This window comes from Massilia sp. MS-15 (genome assembly GCF_020176695.1).
Taxonomy (GTDB): domain Bacteria; phylum Pseudomonadota; class Gammaproteobacteria; order Burkholderiales; family Burkholderiaceae_D; genus Telluria; species Telluria hydrophila.
In genome coordinates this window covers 1-13,326 of record NZ_JAIWIA010000045.1, presented here as the reverse complement: position 1 = coordinate 13,326, position 13,326 = coordinate 1, and the positions used below count along the sequence as shown (strand labels likewise).

Here is a 13,326-nt window from a genome sequence, read left to right as displayed (position 1 = left end):
CAGCCCATGACGACGTCCCGTCCGGCTGCGCGCGCGCTGGCCTGGCCCCTGCTGCTGGCCCTGGTCCTGGCCGGTGTCGCCTTCTTCCTCTACCAGCGCAATACGGGGCTGCAGCCCTCCGTCTTCGCCGACGAGTGGTACTACAGCAAGATGTCGCGCCTGACGCCACTGGCCGACTCGATGCTGCCGTCCTATCTCTACCTGTGGCTGTTCGGCGCCAGCAGCGCCTGCGGCACCGGCTTCCTCGACTGCGTGCGCCTGGGCAACCTGGCTTTCTTCATCGGGGCCGCTCCCTTCGTCTACCTGATCGCCCGCCGCTATGCCAGCAAGCCGCTGGCGGCCGTGGTAGCGCTGCTGAGCACGCTGGCGCCGCTCAATTCCTTCACGGCCTACTTCATGCCCGAGACCATGTACTACTTCGGTTTCTGCGTGCTGAGCTGGGTCGCGCTGACGGGCAGCGACTGGCGCCCGGCCGTGCAGGCATTGGCCTGCGGCCTCGTGCTCGGCCTGATGAGCCTGGTAAAAGTGCACGCACTGTTCCTGCTGCCCGCCCTGTGCCCCTTCCTGCTGCTGTCCAGCCACCAGCGCGGCGGCGCCTGGCTGTTGCGCGGCCTGGCGATGGCGGCGCTGGCGGCGGCCCTCACCTTCGCGCTCAAGTTCGGCCTCGGCTATGTGTTCGCCGGCAAGAACGGCCTGAGCATCTTCGGCTATTTCTACGAGTCGACGAAGCTGGGCGTGGACCGCCTGGCCCTGCTGGCGGCGGCCTCGGTGAACGCGCGCGGCCACCTGATGACGCTGGCCCTGGTGTACGGCCTGCCGCTGGCGATCCTGGGACATGCGCTGGGCGCGCGCCTGCTGTCCTGGCGCGGCGCGCAGGCGGCTGCCGCGCACGACCCCGCCACCGCACGGCGCGAACTGCTGCACCTGTACACCCTGCTGATGCTGGGCGCGGCCGCCGGCCTGACGGTGATGTACACGGCCGGCCTGCACGTGCCCGGCAGCCGCGAGGGCTTTCGCCTGCACCTGCGCTACTACAGCTTCGTGTTCCCGCTGCTGGCCGTGGTGGCCGCGGCCGCGGTGGCGCCGGGGCAGGCCACGGCCGCGCCGCGCCACCCGTGGCTGCGCTGGGCGCTGGCGGCGCTGCTGGGCGCGACCCTGCTGTTCGCGCTGAGCCGGCTGCAGGGCTATACGATGAACGTGGTGGACGGCCCCGACATCTTCGGCATCAACCTCGCCGGCAAGTCTTTCCGCATCCTGGTCGGCCTGCAGCTCCTGCTGCTGCTGGGCTGGGCGGCAAGGGTCCAATTGCGCGGGTGGGCAGGAACGCGGCTGGCCCCGCTGCTGTTCGTGTGCCTGGCCCTGCCGGCGGCCTATGCGGCCAGCTACCAGGGCGTGGACCGCCACCTGGCGACCCTGCGCACCCCCACCCCGACCGACATGGCGGCCGTGTTCACGCGCGAGCATGTGCCGGCGGCCGAGCGCGGCGAGGTGGTGATCGCCGGCCTCGACCTGAGCCTGATGATCCGCGCCCAGTTCCACATCGACCACCCCGACACGACGCTGCTGAGCTACGAGGGCTTCGGCCCGCTGGCGGAATACCAGCTGCCGCTGAACAAGAAATGGATGGTCCTGCTGGGCGACTTCACGGTGCCGGACGAAGTCCTGACCCTGCAGCGCACGCCCTGGTACTCGGTGGTGCGGCTGCCCGATCCGGGAACCACGCTGAACCGGATCAACCTGGCGCTGCCGCCCGACCCGGCGGTGCTGACCGGCATCGAGGGCCTGTCGCGCATCGAGCCCTGGGGCCGCTGGTCGGATGCGAAGCAGGTCGTGTTCCATTTCGCCAGGCCGCTGCCGCGCCGGGTGGGCGTGCTGTTCAATGCGCGCGCCTATGACGTCAACGCCCAGCTGCCCTTCCAGGCCCGCGTCGGCGGCGTCAGCAAGGAGTTCCGGGTCGGCTGGCACATGCGCGAGTTCGCCCTGCATTTCGACACCGACGGCACGGCCCGCACGCTGGTGATCGAGGTACCGCAGCCGGTGTCCCCGGCCGAGCGCGGCCAGCCCGGCGATACGCGCCCGCTCGGCATCGGCATCGGCGAGATCGTCATCACCGACGGCAGTGCCAGGGTCGAAGCCGCGCGTTAACCGGGATCAAGCGGTGCGCCTGGCCCGGCCGCTGTGTGCGCTCACGTACGGAATGCCTGGCCGCGCGCGGATAGAGTGAACCCGGAACCGGCCGCGCTTGCGGCCATTGCTCGGGACACACGATGGCGACAGGATCGGACAAAGAGGAACAGCGCGGCAGGCCGCTCGACGTGCAGGGCGGCGGCCAGAGCGCCGGGGTGCAGGCGGTCGGCGAAGTCGAAGGCAATGCCATCTCGCCGACCGGCGGCCCGGGCGTGAACCACTGGCAGGCCGGCTACATCGGCCACGGCGGGCTGGACGAACGCGGCAACATCTTCTTCGCCGCCGTCGAGATGACGCGCATGCCGATGGTCGTCACCGACCCCAACAAGGAAGACAATCCGATCGTCTTCGCCAACGGCGCCTTCTTCGACCTCACCGGCTACCGGGAACAGGACGTCATCGGCCGCAACTGCCGCTTCCTGCAGGGCGCGGACACCGACCGCGCCACCGTGGCCGAAGTGCGGCGCGCGCTGCAGGAACAGCGCGCGGTGGCGGTCGACATCCTCAACTACAAGGCCGACGGCGAGGCCTTCTGGAACGCCCTGTTCATCGGCCCCATCTTCGACCAGGAAGGCAGGCTGCTGTATTTCTTCGCCTCGCAGATGGACATCACCGAGCGCCGCAGCATGCTGGAATCGAACCTGCAGGCCCAGAAGATGGAAGCCATCGGCCAGCTCTCGGCCGGGATGGCGCACGATTTCAACAACCTCTTGCAGGTCATCAACGGCAACCTCGACCTGGCCCTGCTGGTCGCGGGCCAGACCGCGGCGGCCGAACCGATCCGGCGCGCCCAGCGTGCCACCATGCAGGCCGGCAAGCTTACCCAGCAGCTGCTGAGCTTTGCGCGCAAGCAGCGCCTCGAGCACCGGCAGGTCAGCCTGAACACGCTGGTGCTGGACTTTTCCGACATGCTGGTGCGCACCCTGGGCGAGCAGGTCGAACTGCGGCTCGACCTGCGGCCCGGCCTGCCCGCCTGCTCGATCGACCCGACCTACCTCGAGATGGCGCTGCTCAACGTGGTGATCAATGCGCGCGACGCCATGGCGGGCGGCGGCGTGGTCACGGTGGGCACGGCGGTGGTGGACGAGACACGGCGCGCCGCCAGCCGGCTGCCGCCGGGCGAGTATGTGGCGATCTGCGTCCGCGACGAGGGCGAAGGCATGGCGCCCGACGTGCTCAAGCGCTCGACGGAACCCTTCTTCACCACCAAGGGCATGGGCACCGGCCTGGGCCTGGCGATGGTGCATGGCTTCGTGCAGCAGTCGCACGGGCGGCTCGACATCGAGAGCGAGCCCGGGCGCGGCACCCTGGTGCGCATGGTCTTCCCGGCGGACCGGCACGCCAGGCACGAGGGCGCCGGTGGCGGGCGCCCTGCGGCGGCGCCCTGTGCCCCGGACCGCAAGTGCCGCATCCTGGTGGTGGAAGACAACGAGGACGTACGCGAGCTGGCCGAGGCCATGCTGGCGGCGGCCGACTACGAGGTGCTGTCGGCGCCGAGCGGCGAACGCGCGCTCGAGCTGCTGGAGCGGGAAGCGGTGGACCTGCTGTTCACCGACGTGATCATGCCGGGCGGGATGAATGGGCTGGAACTGATCGAGCAGGTGCACGCGGCACGGCCCGGGATGCCGGTGCTGGTGACCACCGGCTACATGGACGAGCTACCGGCGCGCGGCGCGCGCGACCGCTCGCTGGATGTGCTGGCCAAGCCCTACCAGCACCAGGATTTGCTGGAGCGGGTGCAGGCGGCCCTGCACGCGCGCAGGGCGGCTTAAGGGTCAGATAGCAGCTGCCCGGGCGGCATTGCTCATCCGTAGGTGGGCAGGTTGTCCCGCCCACGCGGTCATCGTTGAGATAGGAATCGCTGCGCGGGCCGCAGTACCGTGATTTGAACGCCCTTGCAAAGCGCCTCAGGCGTTGTCGCGCGGCCCGCCGCCCAGCAGGAAAGCCAGCTTCTGCTTGCCCGGCTTGGCGGCTGACGTCGGCGTGACGGTTTCCTTGCGCGCCGCGCTGGACGGCTCGTAGGGCTTGAGGAACCAGGGATCGACCTTTTCGCGGCGTGGCGTCGGGCCATAGCCGCCGCTGCGTGGCGCACGGTCGGTGCGCGCCGGGGCATCCTCGCGGCGTCCACGGCGTTCGCCGTCGCGCGCGAAGTCGCGGCCGCTTTCGCGTCCACCTTCGCGCCCACCTTCGCGCGCCCCGTGCGGACGGCTCGACGGCGCCACGAAGCCCGGCAGCTCGCCGCGCGTGATGGTCTGCTTGATCAGTTTCTCGATGTCGGCCAGCAGGCGCTCGTCCTTGTCCGAGTACACCGACAGCGCGTCGCCCGAAGCGCCGGCGCGGCCGGTACGGCCGATGCGGTGCACGTAGTCTTCGGCGTTGTAGGGCAGGTCGTAGTTGATCACGCAAGGCAGGTCCGAGATGTCGAGGCCGCGCGCGGCCACGTCGGTGGCGACCAGCACCTCGATCGCGCCGCCCTTGAAGGCGTCGAGGGCGGCCATGCGTTCCTGCTGGGTCTTGTCGCCGTGGATCGCGGAGGCCTTGATGCCCTTCTGCTCCAGGTGGCGCGACAGGCGCGAGGCGCCGATCTTGGTGTTCGAGAACACGATCACTTGCTTCAGGTTGCGCTCGCGGATGATGTGCTCGACCACGTCGCGCTTGAGTTCCTCGTCGACCTTGTACACGACCTGCGTGACCCTGTCGGCGGTGGCGTTGCTGCGCGCCACTTCGATCAGCACCGGGCTGTTCAGGAAGCTGTTCGCCAGCTTCTTGATCTCGGGCGAGAAGGTGGCCGAGAACATCAGGTTCTGGCGCTGCTTCGGCAGCAGGTTGATGATGCGCTGCAGGTCGGGCAGGAAGCCCATGTCGAGCATGCGGTCGGCTTCGTCCATGACCAGCATCTGCACCTGCGACAGGTTGACGTTCTTCTGCTCGACGTGGTCGAGCAGGCGGCCCGGCGTGGCGATGACGATCTCGACGCCACCCTTGAGGATGGTGGTCTGGCCCTTCATGTCCATGCCGCCGAACACGACGGTGGAACGCAGCGGCGTGCGCTTGGCGTAGGCCGCGACGTTGTCGGCCACCTGCACCGCCAGTTCGCGGGTCGGGGTCAGCACCAGCGCGCGCACCGGGTGGCGCGCCGGCGACATGCTGCTGTTGGCATGCGCCATCAGGAGCTGGATGATCGGCAACGAGAAACCGGCGGTCTTGCCGGTACCGGTCTGGGCCGCGCCCATCACGTCACGGCCCTGCAGCACCAGCGGGATCGCCTTGGCCTGGATCGGGGTCGGGTGCTCGTAACCCTGGTCGGTCAGCGCGCGCAGGATTTCCGGCGCCAGGCCGAGGTCGGCGAAGCGCACGGTCGGCGCTTCGTCGGCCTTGACCTGCTCGACGGGCGTCGCCAGGGTGATGTCGGCCTCGTCGGCCGAGCCCGCGCTGGCGGGCGTATTCTGGATATCAGACATATTCTTGTTGGACAGTATTTCGTTAGCTCTACGGCACCGCCTGCGGGCACGCCTGCACGGCCCGGATCGGCTGCGCTGGAAGCTTCCAGATGGGACGGCGGACCGGCGACCGGACCGCGATGTCCGCGAAGGCGCCGCAAGCCCCGGGGGGCACGACTGGGCGGACGTAGAGGCACTTTAGCGGGCTACACGATACCTGAAATCGCCCCCCCTGTATATAAGGTCCTGTTCCGGTGCCGCTCATGCCGGGCAAAGACGGGGCGAGCGCCGGCCCGCTCAGGGCATCCATCCGCGCTGCTGGGCCGCGCGCTCGGCAGCCGGATCGAGGGCGGCGCCGGCGATGCGGGCGTCGATTGCCGCCTGCACCGCGGGCGGCAGGCTGCTGCCATCGAGCCAGGCGGCGCCGGCATGCGGCTGGACCAGCACCGGAATCGTCCAGCGTCCGCCCTTGCGGCAGGCCAGGCCGGCGGTGGTATCGACCACGAAGCTGCGGCAATAGCCGCCGTCCCGGGCCACGAAGCTGATGCCGATGCGCACCCCGGTCTCGGACGGCCCGGGGTTGGCCAGTTGCTTGCCGAGGGCGTCGAACAGGCGGCCGCGCGCCACCAGGGCGCCGTCGCCCGCTTCCAGCATGACCAGGCCGGGATCGGGCCGCAGCGCCTGCCAGCCGAGGATGCCGGCGCCAGCCCCGGACAGCAGCGCGGCGCCCAGTGCCAGCCAGTGGCGCAGCGTCCAGGCCGGCGGCGCGGCACGCGGCTGCGGCGGCCCCATGGCGCGCCCCGGGCGCACGGCGTCCAGGTGCACCACCTTGGCGCCGCCGGGCGGCGGCGCGCGCTGCTGGCGTCCGTCGTGGCCATTCGCCGACACGTTCAGGATGTGGATGCCCCGGCCGCCTTCGCGCCGCAGCTGGGCGATGCGGGCGCCCAGCACCGGGTCGGCCTGCAGGGCGCGCTCAACCGCCACGCGGGCCGGCGCGGCGAGCTCGCCGTTGATGTACGCTATCAGGAGGTCGTCCGAGAAAGTCATTCCGGCACACGCAAGGCTAGGAAGTGATCAGTCCATGTTCGTCCAGCACATCATGCAGCAGTTCCAGGCGGATCACGGGATTGTCGAGCATGAGCATCTGGTGCTTCTGCTGGTTCGGCAGCGGCAGCAATTCGCACCAGCGGTTCGCCACCCAGCCGCAATCGTCGAGGCGGAATGGCGGCTGCACCGGCCAGCGGTGGCGCGGCACGTCGTGCAGCGAGGACAGCACGCGGTCGAGCGCGTCGGCAGCGCCTTGCAGTTCGGACGGCACCTTGACCGCCTGGTCGCCCTCGACCAGTTCGGCCTCGGCCATCCACAGGCCGTTCAGGCGCTGCTCGGCGGTCAGGACCGTGAAGCGCGCACCGCCGCGACACAGCACCTGAAGCAGGCCGGGCGAGGCGGTGGTGGTTTCGGTGATGGAAGCGATGGTGCCGGCGGCGGCGAAGCGCTCCGGCTCGCCCTCCGGCTGGCGCACCTCATGCCCCTGGGTCAGCAGCACCACCCCGAAGGGCAGGTCTTCCGTCAGGCAGCGGCTGATCATGTCGAGGTAGCGGACCTCGAACACCTGCAGCGGCAGCACCCCGTCCGGAAACAATACCGTACCGAGCGGGAACAAGGGCAAGGAAATCGTCGACATGATCCCATGATGACAGAATCGCAGTCGGGATGGCAGCACGATTGGCGCCGAAGATCCCGCTATTCCGGACGCCGCACCGGCAGGGTCCGGATCGCCTCCGACAGGCTGTCCAGCCGCCAGCGCAGCCGGTCCCAGCCCGGATCGGGCATCGGCACCACGCGCAGCAGCAGGCTGCCGCCGGGCAGCGCCGGACAGGACATGCGCTGCTCGCCGGGCGCCTCCACCGGCAGGCGCATGTCGGCGCCCGGCGCCAGCTGGACCGGCCCGCATACCAGCGGCACCCGGCCGGCATTGCGCAGCAACAGCACATCCTGCACGCCCAGGGTCAGGCGCAGCGTGTGCGGGGCGTGCGCCGTGCCCAGCTCCAGCGGCAGTTCATGGCTGCCCCCGCGCAGCGGCGCCAGCATGCCCCACAGCAGGCCCAGCGCCAGAACGCCGCCCGGCAGCGCCAGCGGCCAGTGCAGCCGCAGCCACGATCCCATCGCAGGAGCCGGTCTCATGCGCGCTGCGGCGCCCGAATGCACGCAAGCAGGCGTGTTACTACATCAGGAAATTGCATTGAAATAATTATGAAAGATAATACTATTGCCAAACGCGCAAAGTGGCGTGCGCCCTGACACAGCCAGGATGCGTATCCTACCGTCTTTCCGCGCGTTTCCGATCAACCTGGCCCATCACGCCCCCGCGCGTTCAAGCGATGCCGCAATCCCAGTTTCCCGCCATGCCCAGCAGCCGCATTCCCCTGCCCGGTTCCGGGCATTTGCCGCTGCTGCTGGCGATGCTGGTATTCCTGGTCACGGCGGTGGCGACCTTCGCCGCCTGGACCAGCACCTCGCGCACCGCCGAGCGCCAGCTGCGCGAGACCTTCGACTACCGTACCCGCGACATGGTGTACAGCATTGGCCGCCGGATGGCAGTCTATGAACAGGTGCTGCGCGGCGCGCGCGGTTTCCTGCGCGGATCGGTCGAACTCGACCAGGCCGCCTGGGAGCGTTACTACCGGCTGCTGCGCCTGGACGAAGCCTTCCCCGGCATGGAGGCGCTCGGCATCGCCACCATCGTGCCGGCCGGCGGCCTCGCCGCGCACGAGGCCGCCATGCGGCGCCAGGGCTTCCCCGAGTACCGGATCCGCCCCACGGACGCGCGCGCCACCTATACCGCGATCACCCACATCGAACCCTTTGGCGGACGCAACCTGCGCGCTTTCGGCTACGACATGTTCAGCGAGCCGGTGCGCCGCACCGCGATGGAGCGCGCACGCGACAGCGGCCAGGCGGCGCTGAGCGGCAAGGTGGTGCTGGTGCAGGAAGGCGCGGCGGGCGGTCCCGGCCGCCAGCAGGCCGGCGCCCTGATGTACCTGCCGGTGTACCGCGCCGGGCAACTGGCCGGCACCGTCGAGCAGCGCCGCGCGGCGATCGTCGGCTGGGTGTATGCGCCCTTCCGCATGGACGACCTGATGCGCAGCCTCGGTGGCGCCCATTCCACCGACCTCGACATCGAGATCCACGACGGCGAGCCGGCCGGCGACAGTACCCTGCTGTACCGCTCGCCGAACGCGTCCGGCCACCGGGCCCGGCTGAGCGCCAGCTCCCAGGTGCTGCCGGGCGGACGCACCTGGACCATCAGCATGCGCTCCAGCGCGGCCCTCGAGGCCAGCCTGGACAGTACCCGTCCGCGCCTGGTGGCGATTACCGGCCTCGCCCTCGGCTTGATGCTGAGCGTGGTGGTATGGCTGCTGGCCAGCGAGCGGCGCCGCGCGCTGCAGCTGGCGCAGGCCATGACGCTCGAGCTGCGCCAGTCGCACGACCAGATCGCCGCCGAGCAGAAGCGCATCCAGGTGATCCTGCAAAACGCGCCCGACGCCTTCGTCGCCGTCGATGCCGGCGGCCGGATCACCGACTGGAATGCCGGCGCCAGCCAGCTGTTCGGCTGGAACGCGGCCCAGGCCATCGGCCGCGACGCCGCCGAACTGCTGCCGGAACCGGCCCGCGCCGCCTTCCGCGCCGCCTTCGCGGTCCACGCGCGCGGTGGCGGCTGCGCCATGCTGGGCGCGCCGACCGAACTGCAGGTGCTCGACCGCGCGGGCCGCCGCATCCCGGCCGAGGTGACGGTGGCGCGCCTGCCGGTCGGCCAGGGCTTCGGCGCCACCGCCTTCGTGCGCGACATCACCCAGCGCAAGGAAGCGGAGGCGCGCGAGCAGCAGCGCCAGCAGGGCCTGATCGAAGCGCGCCAGGCCCTGGCGCGCGCCCAGAAGCTGGAAGCGGTCGGCAAGCTCACCGGCGGTGTGGCGCACGACTTCAACAACATCCTGCACATCATCAGCGCCAACGTGCAGCTGATCCTGCGCGCCGACTCCAGCCAGCGCAAGCGCCTGCTCAGCATCCTCGACGCGGTCGAGCGCGGCGCCAAGCTGGCCAGCCAGCTGCTGGCCTTCGCGCGCCGCCAGCCCCTGCACCCGCTCGAAGTGCAGGTGGACGCCCTGCTGGAACGCATGGACAGCCTGGTGCAGCGCGCGGCGGGCGACCACATCACCCTGGAAAAGCGGGTGCCGCCCGACCTGTGGCCGACCCTGGTGGACCCGAACCAGCTCGAACACGTGCTGCTCAACCTGGTCATCAACGCGCGCGACGCGATGGACGGCAATGGGCGCATCGTACTCACGCTGGGCAACGCGCATGTGGAGGGCGACGCCGACCTGGCGCCCGGCGACTACGTGACGGTGGCGGTGGCCGACCACGGCCACGGCATGCCGCAGGAAGTGATGGAGCGCGCCTTCGAGCCCTTCTTCACCACCAAGCCGGAGGGCAAGGGCACGGGCCTGGGCCTGTCGATGGCGCACGGATTCGCACGCCAGAGCGGCGGCGACATCCGCCTGGCCAGCGCGCCTGGCCAGGGCACGACAGTGACGATCTACCTGCCGCGCCATGTGGCGCCAGCGCCAGCGCCGGTGGCGGCCCTGCACTGAGCAGCCGGGCCTACAGTGCGTCCCACGGCACGCGATGAAATAATCCTTCATTTTATTGGAATTTTTGAAATATTCTTTCGCCGTCGTGCCGGGCCTTGTCCGCATGCTTCTGCCTTCTCCTGCCTGCTCCTGCATGCTAGAGTGAACCCATGAAACCGCTCTACAACCTGGCGGGCGCGCTGGCGCTGGCCCTGGGGATCCTCGGCCTGTTCCTGCCCCTGCTGCCCACCACGCCCTTCCTGCTGCTGGCGTCGTGGTGCTTCGCGCGCGGCTCCGAGCGCCTGCACCGCTGGCTGTTGTCGCACCGCGTGCTCGGCCCCTACCTGCGCGATTTCGAGGCCGGGCTCGGCATTCCGCTGGGCGCGAAGATCCTCGCCACCGTCATGCTGTGGACCTCGCTGCTGCTGGCGATGGGGCGCGTGGACGGCACGGCGCTGCCGGCCATGCTGGCCGTGCTGGGCGCCGGCGTCAGCCTCTACCTGTGGCGCTTCGTGCCAACCCGGCGCCGCGCGCCCTGACCCGTTACCCCGCAATGGAAATCCAGTTCCTCGGCACTTCCTCCGGCACCCCGACCCGGAGCCGCAACATGACGGCAACCGCCCTGCGCAGCGAAGGCGCGAAGCACTGGGTGCTGGTCGACTGCGCCGAAGGCACCCAGCACCGCCTGCTGCGCACCCGGCTGTCGCCGGTGAGCCTGCGCGCGATCTTCATCACCCACCTGCACGGCGACCACTGCTACGGGCTGCCCGGCCTGCTGGCCAGCGCCGGCATGCTGGGCCGCAGCGAGCCGATGACGATCGTCGGCCCGCCGCCGCTGCGCGGCATGATCGAATGCATCATGCAGGCAAGCCAGCTCACGCTGCCCTATCCGATCGTCTGGGTGGCGCTGGAAGACCTGCCGCACGTGGAGGTCTTGCCCGACATGCAGGTGCGCGCCACGGCGCTCTCGCACCGGATCGCCTGCTACGGCTACAGCTTCACCGAGGCGGCCGTCGAACGCAGGCTCGACATCGGCAAGCTGCGCGCCGGCGGCATCCCGTCCGGGCCGGCCTGGGGCGAGATCCAGCAAGGCCGCGACGTGCTGCTGCCGGATGGCCGCGCGGTGACGGCCGGGGACTACCTGCTGGCGCCGCGCCGCCCGCGCAAGCTCATCATCGCCGGGGACAACGACCGGCCCGCCCTGCTGGCGCAGGAAGCCGCCAGCGCGGACCTGCTGGTGCACGAGGCCACCTATACCGAGGAGGTGCTGCGCAAGGTCGGCCCCGGCCCGCAGCACAGCTCGGCCGCGATGGTGGCGCGCATGGCGCAGGAGGCCGGGGTGCCGAACCTGATCCTGACCCATTTCAGCCCGCGCTACCAGGACCGCGCCGAGGAGCGCGATGGTGCCCTCGGCCTGAACGACATCGAGCGCGAAGCGCGTGCACACTACACCGGCACGCTGGCGCTGGCGCGCGACCTGGCCGGTTATGCCCTCGCGCGGGACGGCAGCCTGCGCGCGCTGCCCTAGGGTCGGGCTACAATCGGCGCATGCCCAAGAAGACTCCCGTATTCCCCGGACCGAACACCGCGCGCGGCGCCGTGCTGGCCGTGCTGCTGTCGAACGAAGACCAGGCAGGCAGGGAACCGCTGCGCGGCCGCATCACCCTGGCCGCCATCGTGCGCGCGCTCAAGCGCAAGTACCACTGGCCAATCGAGACCGAGAGCTTTCCATCGAATAGCGCGGACGGCCGCGCCACCTGGGCCACGGTGTACAGCCTGCCGGCGGACGTGATCACACGGACCCTGGACGCGGGCGGGCGCGACTGGCTGAACAGCCGCAAGGCGGGCGGCGGATCCTGATCCCGTCCCACTGTCGAGCCGGCTCAAAATCGGCTATTGTTGCGTGACATGAACGTACCTTGCCGCCCATGATCAAGCCGACCTTTCCCGACAACGAGCAGGAACGCCTTGCGCTGCTCCATGAACTGCTGCTACTCGACACCCCGCCCGAGGAACGGCTGGACAAGATCGTCGCCTTCGCCGCGAGCGAATTCGACGTGCCGGTCTGCCTGATCAGCCTGGTGGACAGCGAGCGGCAATGGTTCAAGGCGCGCGTTGGCCTGGCGGCCTGCGAGACGCCGCGCGACATTTCCTTTTGCGCCCATGCGCTGCACAGCGGGCAGATCCTGCTGGTGCCGGACGCCCTGCTCGACGCCCGATTCCACGACAATCCGCTGGTATTGGGCCCGCCGCACATCCGCTTCTACGCTGGCGCGCCGCTGATCTGCCGCGACGGGCTGGCGATCGGCACCCTGTGCCTGATCGACACCCGGCCGCGCACGCTCGACACGGTCGGGCAGGCCATCCTGAGCAGCCTGCGCGACCTGACTGTGCTGGCCCTGACGGCGCCGGAGGCAACGACCGATGCATAGCGTGGAAGGCTTCGACATCCTCCTGGTGGAGCCGAAGAACCTGCTGCGGCGCACCGTGGCGCTGACCTTGCGCAGCCTTGGCACGGCCGAGGTGACGGAGGCGGCCACTTACCAGACGGGACACCAGATGAGCAGCCAGCGCCGTTTTGACGCTGCGGTGATCGCGGTGGAATGGCCCTTGCCGGAGGACGGGTACCGGAGCCTGACCCTGATCCAGCAGATCCGCTCGGGCGGCTGTGCGTGTGCGGCGTCGATGCCGATCGCGGTGCTGGTGGAGTCGTGCAACACGGAGTTGTTGCAGGTGCTGGGGGCGTGCGGGATCAGCCGGATTCTCATTAAACCGTTCCGGGTGCGGGATGTGATTGATACGGTTGAGGGGATGAAGGCGCGGGCGCGAGGAGCGGCTCTGCTTTCATAGTTTGCGCGCGCGGTGGACGATAGTGTCGTAGATGAGGTCGCTTCCACCTATGATAAAGAGGCATGATGGGAGCGACTGAAATACTGGTAAGCCTCCCAGAGTCGAACCGGGCACTAACGGATTATGAGTGCGTCGCTAGCGCTTCGCGCTACCTTGTTCTCGCTGCTCTTTCCTTTTGAGATCAACAGTTTACGCTATCAGAGCAACTTATAGCAACCATG

Annotated in this window: 12 protein-coding genes; 8 read left to right on the top strand and 4 right to left on the bottom strand. The window is 69.6% G+C overall.

From position 1 onward, the window contains the following. The first annotated feature begins 6 nt into the window (after positions 1 to 6). Together LCI23_RS17235 and LCI23_RS17230 are read left to right on the top strand one after the other, a co-directional pair. Positions 7 to 2,145, top strand: coding sequence for a hypothetical protein (locus tag LCI23_RS17235; RefSeq protein WP_224947684.1), 2,139 nt, complete (start codon positions 7 to 9; stop codon positions 2,143 to 2,145). A 122-nt stretch (positions 2,146 to 2,267) separates the two neighbouring features. Further along, complete coding sequence (locus tag LCI23_RS17230; RefSeq protein ID WP_224947683.1) at positions 2,268 to 3,959, top strand: response regulator; 1,692 nt, start codon at positions 2,268 to 2,270, stop codon at positions 3,957 to 3,959. Positions 3,960 to 4,094: 135 nt separating this feature from the next. Here LCI23_RS17230 and LCI23_RS17225 read toward each other — a convergent pair whose 3' ends face one another. The 4 genes from LCI23_RS17225 to LCI23_RS17210 all read right to left on the bottom strand — a co-directional run bounded on the left by LCI23_RS17225 (position 4,095) and on the right by LCI23_RS17210 (position 7,811). Beyond that, the gene (locus LCI23_RS17225; RefSeq protein ID WP_224947682.1) at positions 4,095 to 5,648 is read right to left on the bottom strand and encodes a DEAD/DEAH box helicase; all 1,554 of its coding nucleotides are present in this window, start codon (positions 5,646 to 5,648) and stop codon (positions 4,095 to 4,097) included. Between the two features lie 276 nt (positions 5,649 to 5,924). Continuing rightward, a complete protein-coding gene (locus LCI23_RS17220; RefSeq protein WP_224947681.1) occupies positions 5,925 to 6,674 on the bottom strand; it encodes a hypothetical protein in 750 nt (249 codons plus the stop codon). A gap of 16 nt (positions 6,675 to 6,690) precedes the next feature. Then, positions 6,691 to 7,311, bottom strand: a complete 621-nt coding sequence (locus LCI23_RS17215; RefSeq protein WP_224947680.1) for an LON peptidase substrate-binding domain-containing protein — start codon at positions 7,309 to 7,311, stop codon at positions 6,691 to 6,693. Between the two features lie 59 nt (positions 7,312 to 7,370). After that, positions 7,371 to 7,811, bottom strand: a complete 441-nt coding sequence (locus tag LCI23_RS17210) for a hypothetical protein (protein WP_224947679.1) — start codon at positions 7,809 to 7,811, stop codon at positions 7,371 to 7,373. Between the two features lie 221 nt (positions 7,812 to 8,032). Here LCI23_RS17210 and LCI23_RS17205 point away from each other — a divergent pair, with 221 nt between their 5' ends. The 6 genes from LCI23_RS17205 (at position 8,033) to LCI23_RS17180 (ending at position 13,105) form a co-directional block, all read left to right on the top strand. Continuing rightward, the gene (locus LCI23_RS17205; protein WP_224947678.1) at positions 8,033 to 10,276 is read left to right on the top strand and encodes a CHASE domain-containing protein; all 2,244 of its coding nucleotides are present in this window, start codon (positions 8,033 to 8,035) and stop codon (positions 10,274 to 10,276) included. 149 nt (positions 10,277 to 10,425) lie between these two features. Next, entirely contained in the window at positions 10,426 to 10,794 is a 369-nt protein-coding gene (locus LCI23_RS17200; protein ID WP_224947677.1) for a YbaN family protein, read from the top strand. 68 nt (positions 10,795 to 10,862) lie between these two features. After that, positions 10,863 to 11,783: an MBL fold metallo-hydrolase gene (locus tag LCI23_RS17195; protein ID WP_224947676.1), complete on the top strand. Its 921-nt coding sequence runs from the start codon at positions 10,863 to 10,865 to the stop codon at positions 11,781 to 11,783. Between the two features lie 20 nt (positions 11,784 to 11,803). Further along, positions 11,804 to 12,115, top strand: a complete 312-nt coding sequence (locus LCI23_RS17190) for a hypothetical protein (RefSeq protein WP_224947675.1) — start codon at positions 11,804 to 11,806, stop codon at positions 12,113 to 12,115. Positions 12,116 to 12,183: 68 nt separating this feature from the next. Next, a complete protein-coding gene (locus LCI23_RS17185) occupies positions 12,184 to 12,687 on the top strand; it encodes a GAF domain-containing protein (protein WP_224947674.1) in 504 nt (167 codons plus the stop codon). Beyond that, positions 12,680 to 13,105 (top strand): response regulator, encoded by a 426-nt coding sequence (locus tag LCI23_RS17180; protein WP_224947673.1) that lies wholly within the window; start codon positions 12,680 to 12,682, stop codon positions 13,103 to 13,105. Before LCI23_RS17185 ends, LCI23_RS17180 begins: the two co-directional genes overlap by 8 nt. Positions 13,106 to 13,326: the final 221 nt, after the last annotated feature.